The 18,777-nt window shown below is 58.6% G+C and carries 23 protein-coding genes; 17 read left to right on the top strand and 6 right to left on the bottom strand.

Annotated elements, in window-relative coordinates; all coding sequences use genetic code 11:
- Position 1: 1 nt before the first annotated feature.
- The 3 genes from ACMGFH_RS04005 to ACMGFH_RS03995 form a co-directional block, all read right to left on the bottom strand.
- A complete protein-coding gene (locus ACMGFH_RS04005; protein ID WP_415381486.1) occupies positions 2–286 on the bottom strand; it encodes a hypothetical protein in 285 nt (94 codons plus the stop codon).
- Positions 287–491: 205 nt separating this feature from the next.
- Positions 492–1,472, bottom strand: coding sequence for a CAP domain-containing protein (locus ACMGFH_RS04000; protein ID WP_415381485.1), 981 nt, complete (start codon positions 1,470–1,472; stop codon positions 492–494).
- Between the two features lie 37 nt (positions 1,473–1,509).
- Complete coding sequence (locus ACMGFH_RS03995; protein ID WP_415381484.1) at positions 1,510–2,505, bottom strand: Cdc6/Cdc18 family protein; 996 nt, start codon at positions 2,503–2,505, stop codon at positions 1,510–1,512.
- Between the two features lie 220 nt (positions 2,506–2,725).
- Between ACMGFH_RS03995 and ACMGFH_RS03990 the strand changes: the two genes are divergently transcribed.
- Together ACMGFH_RS03990 and ACMGFH_RS03985 are read left to right on the top strand one after the other, a co-directional pair.
- Positions 2,726–3,799, top strand: coding sequence for a restriction endonuclease (locus ACMGFH_RS03990; RefSeq protein ID WP_415381483.1), 1,074 nt, complete (start codon positions 2,726–2,728; stop codon positions 3,797–3,799).
- A gap of 18 nt (positions 3,800–3,817) precedes the next feature.
- Positions 3,818–4,429 (top strand): hypothetical protein, encoded by a 612-nt coding sequence (locus ACMGFH_RS03985; protein WP_415381481.1) that lies wholly within the window; start codon positions 3,818–3,820, stop codon positions 4,427–4,429.
- Positions 4,430–4,494: 65 nt separating this feature from the next.
- On the opposite strand, the gene ACMGFH_RS03980 is transcribed toward ACMGFH_RS03985, so the two are convergent.
- Together ACMGFH_RS03980 and ACMGFH_RS03975 are read right to left on the bottom strand one after the other, a co-directional pair.
- Complete coding sequence (locus tag ACMGFH_RS03980) at positions 4,495–4,773, bottom strand: hypothetical protein (RefSeq protein ID WP_415381480.1); 279 nt, start codon at positions 4,771–4,773, stop codon at positions 4,495–4,497.
- Between the two features lie 813 nt (positions 4,774–5,586).
- Positions 5,587–7,119, bottom strand: coding sequence for a hypothetical protein (locus ACMGFH_RS03975; RefSeq protein WP_415381479.1), 1,533 nt, complete (start codon positions 7,117–7,119; stop codon positions 5,587–5,589).
- Between the two features lie 675 nt (positions 7,120–7,794).
- Between ACMGFH_RS03975 and ACMGFH_RS03970 the strand changes: the two genes are divergently transcribed.
- The 3 genes from ACMGFH_RS03970 (at position 7,795) to ACMGFH_RS03960 (ending at position 9,693) form a co-directional block, all read left to right on the top strand.
- The gene (locus tag ACMGFH_RS03970) at positions 7,795–8,331 is read left to right on the top strand and encodes a hypothetical protein (RefSeq protein ID WP_415381478.1); all 537 of its coding nucleotides are present in this window, start codon (positions 7,795–7,797) and stop codon (positions 8,329–8,331) included.
- A 164-nt stretch (positions 8,332–8,495) separates the two neighbouring features.
- Entirely contained in the window at positions 8,496–9,101 is a 606-nt protein-coding gene (locus ACMGFH_RS03965; RefSeq protein ID WP_415381477.1) for a site-specific integrase, read from the top strand.
- Between the two features lie 148 nt (positions 9,102–9,249).
- Positions 9,250–9,693 (top strand): hypothetical protein, encoded by a 444-nt coding sequence (locus ACMGFH_RS03960; protein ID WP_415381476.1) that lies wholly within the window; start codon positions 9,250–9,252, stop codon positions 9,691–9,693.
- 57 nt (positions 9,694–9,750) lie between these two features.
- Here the strand turns inward: ACMGFH_RS03960 and ACMGFH_RS03955 are convergent, their stop codons facing one another.
- Positions 9,751–9,918: a hypothetical protein gene (locus ACMGFH_RS03955; RefSeq protein WP_415381475.1), complete on the bottom strand. Its 168-nt coding sequence runs from the start codon at positions 9,916–9,918 to the stop codon at positions 9,751–9,753.
- Positions 9,919–10,352: 434 nt separating this feature from the next.
- On the opposite strand from ACMGFH_RS03955, the gene ACMGFH_RS03950 reads away from it, so the two are divergent.
- The 12 genes from ACMGFH_RS03950 (at position 10,353) to ACMGFH_RS03895 (ending at position 18,762) form a co-directional block, all read left to right on the top strand.
- Positions 10,353–11,867, top strand: coding sequence for a hypothetical protein (locus ACMGFH_RS03950; RefSeq protein WP_415381474.1), 1,515 nt, complete (start codon positions 10,353–10,355; stop codon positions 11,865–11,867).
- A gap of 1 nt (position 11,868) precedes the next feature.
- On the top strand, positions 11,869–12,324 hold the full coding sequence (locus ACMGFH_RS03945; protein ID WP_415381472.1) for a hypothetical protein: 456 nt from the start codon (positions 11,869–11,871) through the stop codon (positions 12,322–12,324).
- Between the two features lies 1 nt (position 12,325).
- Entirely contained in the window at positions 12,326–12,664 is a 339-nt protein-coding gene (locus ACMGFH_RS03940; protein WP_415381471.1) for a hypothetical protein, read from the top strand.
- Complete coding sequence (locus ACMGFH_RS03935; protein ID WP_415381469.1) at positions 12,654–13,130, top strand: hypothetical protein; 477 nt, start codon at positions 12,654–12,656, stop codon at positions 13,128–13,130. The genes ACMGFH_RS03940 and ACMGFH_RS03935 overlap by 11 nt, the downstream gene beginning before the upstream one ends.
- A 1-nt stretch (position 13,131) precedes the next feature.
- Positions 13,132–13,425, top strand: coding sequence for a hypothetical protein (locus tag ACMGFH_RS03930; protein ID WP_415381468.1), 294 nt, complete (start codon positions 13,132–13,134; stop codon positions 13,423–13,425).
- Between the two features lie 84 nt (positions 13,426–13,509).
- Positions 13,510–13,920, top strand: a complete 411-nt coding sequence (locus tag ACMGFH_RS03925) for a hypothetical protein (RefSeq protein ID WP_415381467.1) — start codon at positions 13,510–13,512, stop codon at positions 13,918–13,920.
- Positions 13,910–14,389 carry a hypothetical protein gene (locus ACMGFH_RS03920; protein WP_415381466.1) on the top strand — a complete coding sequence of 160 codons (480 nt, stop codon included), beginning with the start codon at positions 13,910–13,912 and terminating at the stop codon, positions 14,387–14,389. Before ACMGFH_RS03925 ends, ACMGFH_RS03920 begins: the two co-directional genes overlap by 11 nt.
- 1 nt (position 14,390) lies before the next feature.
- The gene (locus ACMGFH_RS03915; protein ID WP_415381465.1) at positions 14,391–14,720 is read left to right on the top strand and encodes a hypothetical protein; all 330 of its coding nucleotides are present in this window, start codon (positions 14,391–14,393) and stop codon (positions 14,718–14,720) included.
- Positions 14,717–14,938, top strand: a complete 222-nt coding sequence (locus ACMGFH_RS03910; protein ID WP_415381463.1) for a hypothetical protein — start codon at positions 14,717–14,719, stop codon at positions 14,936–14,938. Before ACMGFH_RS03915 ends, ACMGFH_RS03910 begins: the two co-directional genes overlap by 4 nt.
- A complete protein-coding gene (locus tag ACMGFH_RS03905) occupies positions 14,935–16,647 on the top strand; it encodes a hypothetical protein (RefSeq protein ID WP_415381462.1) in 1,713 nt (570 codons plus the stop codon). The genes ACMGFH_RS03910 and ACMGFH_RS03905 overlap by 4 nt, the downstream gene beginning before the upstream one ends.
- Positions 16,634–17,413 carry a hypothetical protein gene (locus ACMGFH_RS03900; RefSeq protein ID WP_415381461.1) on the top strand — a complete coding sequence of 260 codons (780 nt, stop codon included), beginning with the start codon at positions 16,634–16,636 and terminating at the stop codon, positions 17,411–17,413. The genes ACMGFH_RS03905 and ACMGFH_RS03900 overlap by 14 nt, the downstream gene beginning before the upstream one ends.
- Positions 17,413–18,762 carry a hypothetical protein gene (locus ACMGFH_RS03895; RefSeq protein ID WP_415381460.1) on the top strand — a complete coding sequence of 450 codons (1,350 nt, stop codon included), beginning with the start codon at positions 17,413–17,415 and terminating at the stop codon, positions 18,760–18,762. The genes ACMGFH_RS03900 and ACMGFH_RS03895 overlap by 1 nt, the downstream gene beginning before the upstream one ends.
- The last annotated feature ends 15 nt before the right edge of the window (positions 18,763–18,777 follow it).

The raw sequence follows: 18,777 nt of genomic DNA, 5'->3' as shown, positions 1-18,777 counted from the left end.
GTCAAGCCACCCCCGTGATCCCCTTGATCTCCGAGATACCGATACCGTAGAGCGTCTCGACGAGCCACTCCGGGATGTCTGACTCAGCAGCGAGATCGTCCTCGACGTCGCTGGTCTCGACCAGCTCGGCGACGCCTTCTTCGTCGATCCCGACCTCCCAGGATTCGTCCCGTTCGACTTCGATGCGGGTGTAGAAGTCGGGGTCGGTGTGATAGATCTCGACCTCGGCTTTCTGTCCGTTTACCTTCGCGCGTTCGACTCGATCTGGTCGCGGACTGCGCAACATGGGCACAGCGAAGATAGCTACCGAAAAAGCCCTACGGCGGATGGATGGGCGGAAGTCGATATATCCGGGTTTCGAGCGCGTGAAATCGCCGTAAGAGCGTCCAAATTGAGAGAAATCGCCGATGGGCGGAAAATGGGCGGAAGTGGGCGGAAGCTGCGCAGTCTGGCGATTAGGAGAGTGAACGGATATACCTGAGAGCAGTTCTTCAGTTGCTACAGAAACCCATCACAGCGTACACCTTTCCATCGGATGTGATCGCGATACCAACTCCTGCTGAAGTCCACCATTCTCCGTAGATCCCGCGTTCCCTATGAGGATCTGAGTTCATCCACTGTGTGACGATACCGCGAGCAAGCTCACGCTCAGTGCTGTAAGAGACGATCTCGCCATCATTCTGTCGGATCTCCTTATTCGCCCACGTTTGTGCCGCATTCTCGCCCCCATCACAGAACGAGTATCGCTCCTGTTGAGTCTCGCCGTCGAGAGATGTATGGGAAAAATATTCGTTTTCCGCCATGTCAACTGCGTGCTGCCGAGCGGCTTTCCCAGCACGCAAATTAGTGGTGTAGTTCTCCATCCCGCGGAGGCCTCGTTTCGCATTTACGTAGTCGAAAACCAACTGTTCGACTCGAGTTTCATTTAGTTTAGACCCGCCACTCCCTGCCCCGCCCTTCGAATGCTGTGTATCCTCCGCTGAAATGTGGGTACTGTCGGCTCTATCTGAATTATCTGTCTGGATTCGGTCCTCTGGGATGGCAACTGAAAGGTCTCCGAGCATAAGCCCCGACGCAGCCCCTGTCGCAAGCACGCCGATCACGGCGACAGCGACGAGCAGTTGTGGCCCGACGACAGTGCGCCGGAGTTGCTGAGCTGGGAGAGATTTCGTGAGCCAGCGGATCCCGTACCAGCCGGGCTTCCAGCCGCAACGCCGACACGTCAGTATCCAGTCACCGGACAGTCGGTGTCGGCGCTGGTTACAATTCGTGCAGTATTCGGTATAGACACCGCGCGTCCCGCGGTGGTACCAGTAGCGGATTCGGTACGCCCACGCGATGAACCACCGAATGAGGAAGTAGAAGACGACGCCGAACAGTGCGGCCTCAATGGCGTGCCAGCCGCGCACGTACGCGGTGTAAGCCCCCGAGGCTGCCAGCATGAGCGCGACCACCACCTGGCCCCAGTACATGCCAGTTGCTTGTAAGGCGGTTCTGATAAGAGTACGGTCAGGTAAGCGGTCGGTATTGCCGTGCCCGGCCGTTTCCGGACGCCTCGACGAGGTTGTACCGGCGGAGACTTTCGAGGTACCGGCGCCGACTCGACGTGGACTTCGGATCGTAGGCCCGTTCCTCGTATTCGTCGGCCAGTTCGCTCCCGGATATCTCCCCGGCTTCCGCAATGATGTTGTAGAGAAGCCGCTGGTGGGTCCCGAGTGAGCGTATGCGCCGCTCCTGGATGTCGTCTTCCGCGTCGTCGACGACGCTCTCGATCGCCTCGATGGTCAACTCTCGGGCGTCGTTCTGCTCAACGTGCTGGGCGGCCCGACGGAGAAGCGCGATCCCACGGCGGGCATCGCCGGCCGCGATATCGGCAGCCCGCTTAACAGCCTCATCGTCAACACGAGACTTGATGAGGCCGTGCGTGGCGCGACTTTCGAGGATGTCGATCAGTTCATCAAGATCGTACTTCTCTAGCCGGACTGTCGCAGCGCTCTGCATACGCGAGGTCGTCCGGGAACTAAGTTGAGTCAGCCACTCTTCTTCGTCAATCGTGATGCAAACTACCGAGACGTTCGGCAGATCTGCGAGCGCGACGAGTGGTCGCTCGTCAAGGACAGCGACCTCGTCGAGGACGGCGACGACCTGGTCATCGCACTCACGGAGCCGGTCGAGAGCGAGGGAAGTTGGCTCGCCGCGTCGGCGTAGATCGGCGCCAAGATTCACGTCCCGGACGATCGTGTGTAGCGCCGCGGCGGGGGTGTTGTCAGCCATGCAGTTGACGTAGCCCCAACGGATGCCGAGACTTTCACGTTCGAGCTGGGACAAGACGTACTTCGCGATCGTCGTTTTCCCGGCGCCACTCGGGCCGAAGATCGTGACGTTCTCGGCGCTGTCAAACTGGATCGGCGCGAGAACAGACGAGAGATGGTCTATCTGACCGTCTCGATGGTGTAGATCCCGCGGGACGAATTCGGGGCGGAGAGCACGAGCATCAGTAATCATACCTCGCCCCTCTGGTAATTTCGTGTTGCATACCGAACGCATTCCGGAGAATCCCTCTTAGTTGTCCGGAAAGTGGGGTGAAAGTAGAGACCGCTTCGTATAGGATCGAACCTACATCTCTGTAGGGAATGGTAAGATAAAGAAGAAAAGGCATAATCTGATATTGAAACCACGACTAAGATTCAAGTATATAGACGCTAGAGAGAGGTTTCATATGACAATGGCCCGGAGCGCGGAGGACATCCGCACCCGATTACAGAATATAGATCCTTACGACTTTGAGGACTTTGTTGCGGACCTCTGGGAAGATCGTGGTTGGGAAACAACGGTTGCTCAGGACTCTAACGACATGGGTGTTGACGTGGTCGCTCGAAAGTCGACCGACCTCGTTGAGCAAAAACTGGTGATTCAAGCGAAGCGATACAGTGATGGGAACAAAATTGGGCGTCCCAAGGTACAGCAATACCACTCTTTGAAGGAACAGGACGCTGCTGCAGATGCAGCTGTGGTCGTCACTACTTCCAGTTTCTCAAAACAGGCAGAAGAATGGGCCGAGAAGCATAACGTAAAACTGATCGACGGTGACGATCTCCTCGAGATCATCGAAGAGCGTCGACGATACGATTTGGTCGATCAGTATGCTCCGCGACTGGAGCCAGAAACCACGAATGCAGATTCCGACAACGGCGGTGCAGAACCGATAGATCCCTACGATCAAGACGCGATGGTAGAACCCAAACCGGAGCATCTACCTGAACCGTTCGACGATTCTGAGACCCGATTGAAATTTACACTAGGCGGTGGCGCAGCTGGGCTGCTACTGGTGCTGAATCCGACTGGTATTTCGTTCCCGGTAGAACTGATCGGAGTCTGTCTGTTAATCGGTGCTGTTGTCCTATTCGTCGCACCAGCTAAGATTGCAGACGCGGTCACTTCCGACGTAGCAGTTCACAAGCGGTTCTCTACCGGGGGTGCGGTGATCAACGAAAATGGGATCGTAAAATATCAGCAGCAAAGCGAGAGCGAACCTGTGGTCTTCGACGAGGCAGACGACCAGTCTCGTAACCGAGTCCGAGCGAACGTGTATGGTACATTGAAGGCGAATAATGGTGGTTCTATCGAATGGATGGAGAATGGTATTCCTACTAAGATCGCATCTCAAGGCCAGCCAATGGTTGTTGCCTATCGATTCGCTGTACACAAAGAGGATACTCCAACGATTGCGAAAGAGATGGATCTCCCGCAAGATGAGGTAGTCCAGAGCATCAAGACGGTCGTTCGACAGAACTCTTAAATAAATATAAGATCCTATATGTCAAAATCAATAATCCCTCGTCTCATCATCGGTCTCCTCCCGTTCGATGTTGATGCGCTCATTGCTCTAATCAAGGAGATTAAGGACGAAGCGGGAGAAACATCATGGAGTGCTGTATCTCGGATAATCGCGAATGTGGGCCTCTTACTCGCGTCCGTGGGAATCGTGGGAACCGGACTTTCTTTCTATTTTGACTCAAACACAGGCAATTTATTTTCTCAAGTTCCAGATCTTGGACTTGGTTACTGGTTTGGAATTTTGGTTGTTGTGGGTATGATCTTCGTTAAGTATCTACTCACTTTGGCGAAAGGTATCGATACTGCCACGTCTCCGTTTGGAGAGCATGAGGAGGCTGGATTCGCTCTACTTGCCATGGAGACGATTGCGGGCATGGCGTTTCTTACTATACTTGGTCTATTTATCCAGCAGACAATCTTTGGCTGGCTTAGATTTATAACTATCTTATCATTTATGGCCGTATTTCTCGGATTCTTAATAGCAGGTATAGCCTTGGTAGGAAGTGGGATATACGGATTTGGGAAAATAGCAGCTTCGCAGGTGACTGCTCGTCAAAAGACACTCGAAGAATCTATGGAGACAGAGGATTAGGACCGCTCTCGCGAACATATTGAGAGATACAACAATATATTTCCAATATTCTACGGTCTAGACTCCTACTGATCGATTTCGACCTCCGTATTTACCCCGTCAGCACCAGCTTTGAAGTCGAACTCGAGGCGGTGGGAGACGCTGTTGAATCGCTCTACCAGCTCGCGACGCTGGGCGAGCGACAGTTCCTCGTCCTCGAGTAGATCGACGACCTCGCCGACGAACGCCTGCACGTCCTGGCTGGCGAGCATCAGGGCACGCGTGTTATTGCAGTCGTAGAACACGGAGACGTCCTCGACGATATCTTTCCGGTGGTCGAACTTGCCGTCGGTTCGGATTCTCATACGATTAGCTCCTCGCAGTTGGGACACTGGTAGGTGTGGAGACCCGTCCCACAGGGCTCGTGTTCGTACTCCATAGCGTCCGACTCCTCGCCGCAAAACGGGCATTCGACCATTCTCCTACGCTTGAGCCACCAGGAGAGTAGTCGCTTGATCATGGCCCTCTCGTACACACGGCGGGGAGAATCGCGGTTATCTCGCGCATCTCATTCACGCGCCCGTTATAAAGAGCGGCCGAGCGCGGGTGTGTTCACGGCGACGGCCGGGTGCGCTCGCCGGTCGCGACCGCGGTTTCGTACACACGAGTTGCGCGCACAGTTCTGCGCTCGTGTGTACATTCGCGGAAGCGGTTTCGTGGCCGCGCGACCGGGAGTGTGGCTAAGGCCACTTCATCAAAATACACAGCCCAGCTCCGAAGCCGCACGAGAACTATCCTTCGGCAAGCAAAATCCTTGACCAGGAGAACGAGTAGTTATAAACTCTCTTGCCGAACTCGGGCTATCTCGTCCTCCCTGCGTTGTTTAAATGGTTCATATGCGCCTTCCTCGTTGTCGATACAAACATATCTCGCATTATCCCCATACACACTTTCAGCGGCTAACGCAACTGGAGCAGTCCCAGCACACGGTACGATTATTAATTCATTTGGTTCCAATGAGCCCTTCTATCCATGATTCGTAGGGCGATATCGGTTTGACGCTCCCCCAGTCGTAATTTAACTTTCTGCGTGCCATAGCGGACAGTCCGCCTCAGAAAGCCGGTCGCCGACAGCGGGATGCGAAGCAGTAAAAGTTGGGTCGACTGATTTCTATTATTTCAAGGCCCGCCGACCGAGGCAATATACTTCTCCATAGTCTGTGGATGAGTTTCAATCCTGAGGCGGATTTCATCATCAGCCTCCAAATTTTCCAGTGTTTGGCGTTCTTCGTCGGAGATTTGAGCCTCGACGAGATTAAATATTTGGAGATCTCCCTTGGGGGCTCTTAATCCGTTTGTGGCAACCCCAATATTTCCATTTTCGTCAACTGGATCTATAACCAAAAATAAGTACGTATTTTCAGATTTCCGGATTTCTTCTTCCCTCTCAGCCAATTTACGTTTACGCTCCCTTGATTGTTCTATCTTCTTCAATTTATCATATATGTCATGTGCTGAATCAGTGGGCACGTAGGTTACTTCATCAGAACCGTATTCAAACTGAGTGGATGAGATGTCAAAATCTTCCTCTTCGAGGTCTTCAACTACACGATTATATCGTTCTACTCGACGAAGATTACTCCCAGATCGTAGTTCATGAAATAGTTCCTCAGGACGGACTCCAATCTCAGATGCTGCATGTTCCCGCGCCGGCTCGTTATGTTCGAGTTGGATAGCTAATTTATCAATTGCAGCTTTTATTTCTTGGTCTGCTTCATCCACAGGCACATCAGCACCATAAGGGCGACGAACCGCCAGTTCATCCGATTCACCCTTTTTCTCGAAATACTGATCCTCAACCAACTGCTCAAGAAGATATCCACTGATTCCATCTTCATTTAGGTCCTCCAACAGCACATGAGGTTCGTCTGACCCGGTCGAACCAATTTGTATTGACCGGATCTCGTTCCTATCCTTCATTGGAAGTTCTGATTTCTGAAAGCTATCATCACCAACTGCAACGTAAAGTTTTTTGAAAAGATCTTGTCGAGGTTCCGTAAGGTCATCCCACCCCTTGTTTTCCGAAAGATGTTGCTCCACCAGATTCAGAATGTAACGGGTTATTCTGAAAAGGACATATAGGATTATCACTGATCCCAAAACCACCCCTATAATCCGAAAAACCCCCATTTGAGGAATGAACGATACATATGGTAATAGGACCCCCAGTGCCAAGAGACTCGTTGCAACGAGCGAAAGCATCATACACCCGGTAGTATATATATTGACACTCTGGATAGACCCTGTGTATTCTGAGATCTTATCACGATTTTGGTGCTTCTGTTCTCCCTCTGGAAACTTTCCTAGAAATCCTCTTTCGATAGGGTCAAACTGATCAGTTGCCGCATTCCGTGCCCGATGATATGTATACGTAAGGAACGCTGTTGAAGTGCCCCAAATTAATAGGCCAACTTGCGTGTATGGGTTATTAAACACTTTTTCGAGAGATGGTTCTCCCGAAAAAAGAGAGGCTATTACCGGGAGAAAAAGACCAACAATGATAAGATTCGTGCGTATAAGGCTTCGTGCATCATTAGCCGCTTGCTGGAAATTAGAGGCACGCTGTTGAAGGAACTCATCAGAGGAGATATTTTCGGCAATTGATCCGCTATCCGGCATTCGTACTCTTGAGAATATATTGAGGCGGATCATATAACAAATTCCCTTACCATCTAACCCAAAATGTTAATTTCAAGTCATATACCAATCAACCCCTGGAAACCATTAAGATAGCCTTCTTGATGAGATGAAACCCAGGGGTTTCTCAACATGAACCTACCTCAGTCTCAAATGAACACGATACCAAGAGATCCGTGTTCACGAACAAATATCCGGAATTCTCTGATGAGCCCTACTATATCGAAACTGAAGTTTTATTTTGACTGTCTAAAAAGCCATCTTCTAGCATTGAGTGAACACGAACTCCGGGGAAAGAGGTTGAATGAGGTTAGCAAATCAAAGATAGCGTAATTTCATGTTTCCACAGTAGTGCGAATCTAGCGGTTTCTTCGTGCTAGCAACTGCCCAACGGAAATCCCACCGGTCGCGCGTCGAAAGCAGTTCGTGAGCACGAGAACGTGCCAGTTTTATCCCACTCTATACTGACGTACCACTAATATGGAAAATAACTTGGAAGATTCGAACACTATGCGAGTCTTGCAGTCTTCTAAACTTCGGTGGTCATTCTTACTCTTAACCTTAGGAATGTCCGTTGTCTCGATTCTATCGGCATTGGGCGGTCAATTCGAGTCTGCGGGTCAAATTTCTTCAATTGCATCCGCATTTGCTACAATTCTGTTAGTCGCACTAACAGCCCAGTATGCGGCAATGACGCAGCTATTGGTTCAAGAGAATAAGGAGACGAGGAAGCAGGCACAGAGAGAACGTGAAAAAGACCGTGAGCGCGAAGTTATGGCCCTTAGAAAATCACTGAGGGAGGAAATTAGAAAAATAGAGGGAATTGATGAATTGGCTGAATCTTACGGTGCTGGGACTAGTGCCTTTGGGCTGCCAGTATCTACAAAAGTATACGAGACAAACGCTGGAAAACTTGGACTACTCTCCGACGAGGAAATTGACGCCATCGTTGAATATTACGCACGGGTCGAAACAATTCAAGATCTCATGGAACTACAAGCAAGAGCAGACACCTCGCTATACAAGGATGCTGTGAAGGAATATTTCGATAGCTTCGATACCCTTTTCAATTTCGTCTTAAGGCGAGTCTCATTTGGGTATCTCGGAGACAATAAAATGAGAGAGCGTGAACAGCTAATCAGTGAACAACTTCAGGAACTACATGAGGCCCAAAATTCTGCAGTTACGGCTATCGAGAACCATCTTGAGGAATCTCAGCACGAGTAGTAGGCACAGATAGGGATTCAACACAGTCGTTGTTTCGTGTTTGGGGAGAAGTATGAAACGCGCAGGGGCGGGCATCAGCGAGACGACTGAATCTGGTCACCTCACGGGAGCAGCCTATCCACCGGGAAGGGTTTTGATTACACGTTTCCCACGAGAAGCGTGCAATGAGAACCGAACGGAACAAAGACGGCTCCTGGAACGTCTGGATGAGCCGCGAGGAGTATCGAGCGCTCCCGCGAGCGGCCGAGTCCTTTGAGCGCGAGATCGCGATCCGACTCATGGGTGACTGCGGCCTCCGGGCCCACGAGGTCCTGGACGTCAAGCCGAAGCATATCTCGCGAATGAGCGACGGTCGACACTACGAGCTCGAGGTCATCGGCGGTAAGGACACGACCGGCGAATATGACCAGGGCAAGCACCGCGAGACGTGGCTCCCGATCGAGGTCGAGAGCCTGATCAACCGATACATCCAGAGCGAGGGGATCGACCGCGATGCGCCGCTTGTCGACGTCTCGAAACGCACCGTGCAGAACTGGGTCGAGTGGGCCGCGGACGAGGCCGCCAACGAGATGGGCGATCCGGATTACGAGCGCGTCAGTTCGCACGATCTCCGGCGGGCCTGGGCGAACCACCTACTCGTAGAGGAAAACGTCTCACCACGGATTGTCATGGCACTGGGTGGCTGGAGCACCTACGACGCAATTGAGCCGTACCTCGCGGCGCCGACTGAGTCAAATATTATCGATTCTATGCGCGAAGTTTCGCTGTAGGATCAGACGCCAGAACGTCATCGAACGGACCTCCTCGTGGTTGATTTCATGAGAGCTACGGGTGAATGACCTGGTCAGTAGGTGTGCATAGGTATCGTCCACCGTGCGTCCGTCGGTATTATCTCTCTTGGTCTTCAGCTGAATAGTAATGGCCGACGACGACGGATCAGCCACTCTCGAAGACAATCGTCCGTCTCGACGGCGGTTTCTCGCTTCTCTCGGAGCTGTGGCGTCCGTGTCGATTCCCGGCTGTAGCGCCGTTCTCCCGGGAACTAACTCCAGTAGTACCGACGAACCTAGCGAGGTGACTGTTGAGAACAGGACTGATTCGAAAGCGGAGATAGCGGTCCGCGTGATAGATAGTGAGGATGAGACGCTTTTCAGCCGTGTGTTCACGCTCGGGCCAGAAAAGATGATGTCGCGTGGCGCTATCGAAACGACCCCTTCGAGAGTCCACGCGTTTACCGCAGATGGCGTCTCTCACTCGTGGCGGTATGACCCCGATTTGCCGGCTGATTTCGAGTGCGAGCTGAAAGATATCGGACTCACCCTGCACGAAGACACCACGATTGAACCGTGGTACGACTGCTAACTACAGCCCCTGTACTGAACACATCGAGAATGTGAGGGGGCGTTCTATCACTCCCCTTCAGACACGATAGGTTATCGTGCCGGCGTCCCAGTCGATGTCGTCGATCTGGAGTTCGTACTCGGTATCGATGTCGAACTCGTTGACGAACCCTGACGGTAAACTGATCCCGAGGGTGCTGGGACCCATGGCCTGGACGGAACGGGTGTACTGTTTTTGACTGGACATGTGGTTACCGGTCGTTTGCCACTTATCAAAAGCATTCCCGGTGTGTGGGGCCGTCACTACCTATCCTGTAGTTATCCTGTACTGATTCTATACCGTATCCTGTAATTATCCTCGTGGCAATTTTACGGGTTTCAGCCGTGGACGCTGGTGTTCCGGCGGCTTCCGCCGGGGTACCCCTACCCGCATCCGGTGGGGGTGATAGAAAGATGGAAACGGAACCTATCGACGGCGAAAAACAGGAGAACCGGGACGAATCTGAGGATCGGCCGACGTGGCGCGACTGGCGCAACGTCGACGGGGGCACGGCGTGACTGGATGCGAGCCGCGAGGGCTCGCATGCAGCGACGCGTTTCTCGAGTACCTCGAAGCGTTCCGCGACAAGTACCCGGACCTCGGAGTACAGGCAGCAGAACCACGGAAATCCAACGGCATTCATGATTTCAGCACAACTCAGACGTAGAGGTATCGCAGCCTTCGCGATCTTCGCGGCCATCATGGTCGCGACCGCAACACCGGCCGCAGCAGCGTCGCCGGGGATGAACTTCTCGAGCGACAAGACGCCCAACCCGACGGTCGTCGAGGACGAGCTCACGATCGATGAGCACGACCGCGCGATGATGGGCGACCCGCTCGAGTACTACAACGACGCGGGTGAGGTTACGACCCTCAACGCGTCGATCAACTCCTCGCAGACGACGCCGGTCGGCCTGCGATTCGACAAGATCGACGCCGAAGCGTTCGGCCAGTTCCCGCGGATCGACGCCGAGTCGAGTAACTGGGCGACCTGGACGGCCGCGGAGAACTGGACGACCAGCTCCGAATCGAGTTCGTCGGTGTCGGTGACCGAAGCCGACGCCGACGGCGTCGAGAAGGTCTCGGTTGACGCGTCGGTCGCCTCCACCGAGACGGCGACCGGGACGTTCGGCCAGAACGTCTCGATCACCGACGACCCGAACAAACGGGTGCTCACCTTCGGCGGCAACGTCGACGAGCTCACCAGCGGGGCGACCGTCGAGGTGCGCCTCGTCGACGGCGACGGTGACTACCGCTACGCGGACATCAACGCGTCGCGCGCGGCTTCGCATGACGCGGTGATCGCCAACGGAACGGGCAACGGGTTCGTCTTCCAGGAGCGCGTTTCGAACCTGCCGCTCGCCGGCTCCGGTGACGGTACGCTCGACAGCATCGAGCAAGTCGACGTCGTCGCCGTCGAGTCCGACGCGCAGGTTACGATCTCGTGGCTCGACGTCGAGCGGACCGGCGAGGTCGAACTCGCAGAGATCGAGCGTGACACCGACGACGACGGCGACCTCGAGACGACGACGGTCACGAACTACTACGAGGGCGGCGTCGCGAACATCACCGCGCTGTCGACGCTCGGCGAGACCTTCGACACCGCGACGATCTCCGACCTCCATGTCTACGAGGTGGAGTATCCGCTCTCGGAGCTGACTGACGAAGACGAGTACTCGGTCAACATCTCCAGCGCGGACGTCTACAGCTATCCGCAGAAGCTCGAACTCTACGCGGACATGGAGGTCCCGACGGCGCTCGACCTCTCGCACGGCGACCTCACGCTCGAGTTCAACCAGGGCGTCCCGACGGAGCGCTACAAGGTCCTCGAGGTCGCCTCGGGGATCGACTCGTCGACCGGCTTCGGTAACGTCTCCGACTCGCAGATGACCGGCAAGACCGGTGCGCTGTCGGGCCAGGACACGACCGCCGAACTGGTCGCATCGACGACCGCCGGCACGACCTACCGCATCCACGCAGTGATCCTCTACCAGAACGAGGAGATCGACGAGATCCAGGACACCAGCGGTGGCGTGGGGCCGACCGGGACGAGCAGCGGCGGGTTCTTCTCGACGATCTTCGGGAAGGTCGCCGGCGTCGCTGCGATGGTCGTGAGCGGCCTCGGGCTCTCCCGGCTGTTCGGTGGAGGGAACTGAGATGTCGGCGGCCGGTGGTCCGCGCGTTCGCCGGCTGTTCCGCCGAGCAGCTGACGCTGGCGACCTCCAGACGGTGATCTTCCGCGGGATCGGCGCCGTGTTATTCGCCGCGGGAAGTGCTGTCGCCTCGGGCGTGTTGACCATCGCCGATCTAGTCATCATCCCGCTGTCGGCGATGGCGAACGCGGGCGGGGCGTTCGTCGAGGCGACCTTCGGCGGCGCCGCGCAGATCATCAACGTCGGCGCGATCTCGACGGCGCTGTCGATCGGCCCGGGTGGGATGTTCAACCTCGGGCCGTTCACATTCGCACTGGGATTCGGCGCCGTGTTGCTGGCGTTCTACCTGGTCGTGGCGTACCTGAGCGAGGCGCCGACGGGCAACTTCATCCCGGGTATCCCGTTCGACATCCCGACGCCGGGGTTCGGAGGCCCGGAGGAAGACGACGAGGACAGCTAACATGGTTGAGCCCAGCGAGTACGTCGACGGCGTTTCGATCCGCTGGGGCCGTGTAGCGACAACGCTACTCGGCGCGACGATCTTCGCGTACTTCCAGGGCGTCGTCGCGACGTTTCTCTCGCTGGTCGATATCCCGCTCGGCCTCCTCGGCGGACTCGGAGACTTCCTCGGCGAACTGGTCACGGTCCTGCTCGGCCTCTGGTCGGCAGTCGTCCGCGGCAGCTGGGCCGGCGCGGCGGCTTTCGTCGCCGAGTCGGGCATCGCCGGCTACGTGGTCGCGATCGGGATCGCGCTGCTGGCGCTGTACCTCGCGACGGTGGTGATCCGCCGTGCCACCTAGAGGCGACACCAGCGGCGGCTCAGACGGCGGTCTTGCCGGTGCAGTGTTACCGTCCGGATGGGTCAGGCCGCTCGCCCAACTCGTCGGACTGTACCGCGAGTACGGGTCGATCCCGAAGGCTATCTTCGGGCTCATCTCGACCTATATCGTCTCGTCGGTGTTCGGCTTCGGCGGCTACGTCGTCTCGTCGATTCTGGCGGTGTTCGACTGGATCACGCTGTCGCTGGCGTGGGTCCAGGTAGAGCTCGGCGGCTCGTTCACCATCGTCGGCTTTCGCGTGCTGAACGCCTACCGCTGGGTCCAGGGGCAGCTGGGGAATGCGGCGGCGTCGGCGGGACCGCTCGCACCGGTAATCGCGATCGCTATCGGCGCGGTGATCTTCGCGGTGCTGTATCGTGCGCTGATCGCACTGCTCGGCGAGCTTCCCGGCGGGAGTTCGATCGTCGACTTCCTGGGGTTGAGATAGAATGTCGCTACAATCCGCGAAAGAGGCGTTGAACCACCCGATAACCGGGGCCGCGCTCCTGTTGAGCGCTGTCGGGCAAGTCGGCTTCGGCGCGTTCGAGCCAGCGTGGGCGCTGCTCTCGTCGACGTCGATGTACTGGTTCCCTGCGGTGGCGACCAGTGGCGCGACGATCCTTCCCGAGTTCGGCTACCCGGACCTCGGGACGAAGATCCTGCTGGCTGGGGCGCTGGTCTACGTCGGGGTACAGGTCGACAAACTGCTCACGAAAATCAAAGACTGGCAAGAAAACCGATGAAACACGATATCACGGCAGAAACGGCGAATAGTAACCCCTCGCGGAGAGGGCGCAACACCCCACCCGCATGCGGGGGTGGTCGGCGTGCCTGGTAACATCCTGGCGGCGCTTGACGTCGTCGGTGCAGTACTGATGGGAATCCTGCTGGTGGTGCTCGTCATCACCGGGCGGTTCCTCATGGCCTACGCTCGGGTCCGCGACCGCCGAGATGCGTTCTCGAGGGCGTTCGTGATTACCGGACGGTGGACGCTGACGATCATCTTCGGTGGCATGGGCGCGGTCGCCGTCGGACTCGTCCAGTTCGGCGATATCATCGGAACTGCGTTCGGATTCATCGTCGGGCACCCGTACTTCGTCACCAACTTCGGCATCATGGGTATCGGCGCCGGCGGCCTCTCCGGGCTGTTCACGATCACCGGCCAGCAGTTCATCGGCATCGGCATGCTGATCGTCGGGCTCGTCTTCCTGAGCGTGGAGGTGGAGGATGCAGCCTGAGCTCCCGCTCGAGGTCGACGATGTCCGACTGTCCGACCTCGGACCCGGCGGCTGGTTCGGGCTGGCGCTCGGCGGCGGCGGTCTCGCGTGGGGTGTCCACTTGGCGCTTGGCGGTGACTTCGTCGGTGCCGCGCTGGCGATCGGACTGCTCGGCCTGGTCGGCGGCATGTTCGCCTACGAGGACGGCACGCCGGAGTGCGACTCGACGTGTGCGACTTGCGGGGCACACGTTCGGGTACACTCGTCGCGAAACGGCGTCGACGAGTACCTCGAGGCCCACGCGTCGGGTTCGCCACGACGGCTGTCTCTCGGCCCGCTGTCGGTCGTCGTCGGAACGCACGAGCTCCGTAGCGTCTACTGCTCGGGCGAGTGCGCCGCGGAAGACGACCGGGTGCTCCTCGATCGCCAAGGCGAACAGATCGAACCGGTACAGACGAGCGAGAGCGACCACCGCGAGGGGGTGGCCTAACATGCTCCCGGAAACGATGCCGACAGAAAGCGTGCGCATCGCCGGCGCCGCCATCGGGGTGCTGGTGATCCTCTACTGGACCTTCGAGCGGCTCCGCGGCGAAGACCACGATCCGGTGCTCCGGATGAGCTCGTCGTCGGACTCGGGCTCGGCGTCGTTCTTCGTGTCCGGCGTCATGGCGGTCGTGGTCATCGCCGCGATCGTCGCCGTACTCGTCCTCGGACTCGGCGGCGCCGGGCCGATCGTGGCGAACCCCGGGGCAGTCCTGGTCTTCCTGGCACTGCTCGTGTTCGCTCACTGGGTCCTCGAAAAGGAGGAGAGCGAGACATGACGGCGTCGTACTCGCTCCGGACGCTGGCCGCACCCGAACTGCGGGTCAACGCCGGCGTGAAACTCCTGAATCTCGGACTGGCCGCCTTCGCTGCCGGCTGGGCGACTGCGACCGGAGACAAGTTTACGCTGGCAGTGACGGTCGTCTGGATACTCTCCGGCGTTGGACTGTTGAAAAGCATCGACGAGCGAGCGAGGGAGATCGAGAGCGAGGCATGACTCGGACGTCCACCGTTTCCCTCTCGGCGCTCGTGCTCGTCGCGCTCCTGGTGGCGGCCCCGCTGGTCGCGACGGTCGCCGTCGACGACGTCGCCGCGGCCGCGGCCAACAAGTCGGCCAGCTCGTCGAGCGATGGCTCGAGCGAGTTCACGCGCTCGGAGCTCAAGCAAAACGGCGTCCAGCAAGACGTCGACAGCGTCCGCATGGGCGATACGACGGATATCATGTACTGGCTGGTCTACTGGCCGGCGAACGACATCTTCGCCGAGCCCGGCAGCGACCAGGGCGGCCAGTATCTCCCGCGGAATCACACGCTCGGGCGTGATACCGTCTACCTCCGGACGTGGGCGTTCAGCGACCGCGAGGAGACGATTCACATGGTCTTCTGGAACGAGAAGACGCGGACGGTCGAGCGCGGTAACACGACCGTCGCCGAGCCCTACGCGGCCAACATCAACCACGTCACTCGCGACGTGACCGTAGACCGCGGCCGGCCGACCGTCCCGATCGACCTCCCGAACCACCAGTCACAGACGCGCGTGACCATGTGGATCGAGGGCAAAGAGTGGGCACGGTGGACGTTCCAGCACAAGAGCCTCGCGACCACGCAGTCGGTCGACATCGACAGCGCTGGGGACTACCTCGCGTCGGTGATCACCGACTTCCTGCTGTGGATCATCGCCGGCGGCTTCGTCGTCGGACTCACCTGCAAGAAGGCGATTGACAAGGCCGGCGACGGCCCCGGCTACGGCCTCGGACCGTGGGTGATCGCGCTGTCGATCGCGACCGGTCTCGGCTCGCTGATATTCTACGAGAGTATCGCGAGCCTCGTCGTCAACGCCCACATCGTCCTCAGCGCGTACGTGGTCGCGATCATCGCGATCATCATGCTCGAGACGTACTCGACGGGCGTCTCGAAGGCGATGTTCCTGAAGCCGGAACTCACCTACGCCCAATCGCCGACCGGCGACGAGGCCTGGGACATGCTCGACGCCGAGCTCGAGGACCAGCGCATCGTCCGACAGACCGACGGGACCGTCTCGGTGATCACCCGCGGGTTGCTCCCGTTCCTGGCGCGAGCCTGCGGCGCGACGGCACGGCTCTACAACGCCGAGAAGCTCCGCACGCGGGTCAACCTGCAGAACTCGAAGTGGGACGAGCTATTCGTCGCTGACCCGGAAGCGGACGAGATTCTCCACTACGAGCCCGAAGGCTGGCGGCTCTCAACGCCACCACTCGACCGCGAGCATGCCGGCACCTACGCCGCGATCGCCGGCGCGTTCGTGACTGCGGGCGCCAGTATCCACTGGGGATGGGCGACGCCGTGGCCGGTGATCGGCACGCTGGCGGTCGGCCTGCTGCTGTGGGCTGCCGAGCCTGTCAACGGCGAGGCGTACGTCGAGCCGGCGCCGGTCCACATCCGAACCGCGGTCGCGTCGATGTTCCAGCTGACCGAGGACGTCGACGACGCGAAGACGCTCGACCAGGCGAAAGAGCAACTCGACCGCGAGCGCGTCCGCCGACAGCAAGAAGTCGAGCGCGAGGTCGAGAAGCACGACCGCACGCTCGTCGAGGAAGCGCTCGATCCCGATGGCGACGTCCCGTCGACGATCGACGGCGGCGACGGCGACGAGGAGGTCGTCGACCGGCGCCGCGAGGCCGCCGAAGGTGCCACCTCGGAGGGAGGTGTTCCCAGTGACGACGACTAACCAGGTCGACGAGCCGGACCCGTACCGACCGGCGCTGGTGACGCTCACCGAGGGCGTTCGCGAGCGCGTCGACGAACTGCGAACCGGCCTCGACTCGGAGCGCCGTGCCCTCGAATGGCTCCAGGAGATCACGATCCGGACGCTCGGCCGGTTGGACCTACGCGTCTACGAGGACATGAGCCGGCAGTACAGAGGGCACCAGGGCGTCCTCCTGGCATCGTTGCTGCGCTCCGGGGCGCGCCGGGGAGAGATGGCCAGGCTCGACGACACGGTCGCCGAGCGCGTCCGTGAGCACTTCGTCGCTAACTACGTGGTGCCGGCGCATCGCGACGCGTTCCGCCGGCTGCGCTCGGACGCCACCGAGTACGCCGACGACGCCGACGACGGCGATTCCCACGACCCGAAGCGCCAGCGGTTCATCGCGATGCGGCCCGCGCTGAACGAACTCGAAGAGTGGCAAGAGCGCGCGCTCGACGCGCTGCTCGAAGGGTTCGACGAGCGCGGGGAGCTGCTGGACTGGGGCCACGACCTCCTGCTCGCGACGCACGGCGAACTCGACCAGGAGTGGATCACTCGTGTCTATCGCGAGGACTCCGCGGTCGCCGTGCTGACCGGTGACTCTGTGGCCGACCAGCGCGCTCGGCGGCTGTTCGCGGCGTATCACGTACTCCCGCGGTACCGTGCGGGCGTCCGCGTACTGAGCGGACGCGCGAAAGAGACTCCTGGCACGGGCCAGGGCGACGACACCGAACCCCCGGACTGGTAATGAGCTCGCTAATCGACCCAAAAGCCGACACGCAAGCGAAGATCCGCGAACAGTTAGCGGCCGTCACGGAGCCACACGAGAAATCGTGTCAGGCGCTCGGCGACGTCAGTCTCCCCAACCACAACGACGGCGAGGCCATGCACCAGCACTTCGGGATCCCCCCGCTGCACAAGTATCTCGCCGACGCAGAGAAACGGGGCTCGGCGCTGGCGGAGTTCCCGCGGGCGTTCGTGGACGCACTCGTCTACACTGACGAGCGCGACCTCGAGTTGCTTCGTGCGCTCGTCGGTGAGGTCGATTACGACCCGCGCGACCCGAAGCCGTCGCACGAGGCGCTCGAGCGCTACCCGCCGTATCGCGCGAAGGTCCTGGAATGGCTCGCCGACGATCCCGACAGGGCGCAAGAGATCCGCTCGGTCAAAGGGACGGATCTGCTGGTTCACGGCGAGCCCGGCGGCGGGAAGACGACGCTGGCGCTGTCTCAGATCCTCTGGCGGATGCAGGTGAACAACGAGACGACCATCTGGGCGGAGTCGGTCGACGAGTCTGGGACCAACGAGCGGACCGAGTGGATGGCCTTCGCGCCGTTCGCGACGCTCGCGATACCCGCGGGCCTGGACACGCGCGTCCGTATCGTTCCCGAGGACGTCACCGTCGACGAGTTCGAAGTTCGTCCCGAGGATATCGCGCGGGACGTGATCCGCTACGAGTCCGTCCAGGACCTCATGGGCCAGCTGGTCCCCGGTCAGTTCTACGTGGTCTTCCCAGACCCGCTGCACCGTGGCTGCACAGAGGTCTCACAGTTCAACTACTTCAACCACCGACAGACGACGCCCGTCGACGAGGAAGGCCCGAACCAGCCGACGGACGCCGACCAGTGGTGGTTCGCGTTCGTCGCCCACCGGATTTCCGGTGACGTGTTCGTTCACCCGACGTTCATCAACCTCGACGAGGCGGGCAACATCCTCGACCCGGACGCCGAGAAGAACATCCACCAGCACTACGAGATGATCAAGTGGTTCCGGGACAAGTACGCGGACGCCCGGAAGAAAGGGCTCTCGTTCTCCTATCAGGTTCACGGCCTGAGCGAGCTGAATCCGTTCGCTCGCCAGAAGATCCGCTGGCGGCTGACGATGAACGGTAACGCGCCGCCGATCGGGCGGACGCTGCCGGGCGACCGGAAGTGTCCGTTGAATACGGATTTGACCTCGGACATGGACGAGGGCATGGGCGTCGCCTGGAAGGCACCTCACTTCGCGCCGGTCAAGTGGCCGAACCTGAAGGCACAGGCTAAGCTCGACGCCGAGGTCAGCATCGACTTCCGCAACTGGCAGGAGGCGATGGCATGATCGGCGAAAAAAGAA

The sequence above is a fragment of the Halosimplex rarum genome, from assembly GCF_047715405.1.
GTDB lineage: Archaea > Halobacteriota > Halobacteria > Halobacteriales > Haloarculaceae > Halosimplex > Halosimplex rarum.
This window is presented reverse-complemented; position numbering and strand designations above follow the sequence as displayed.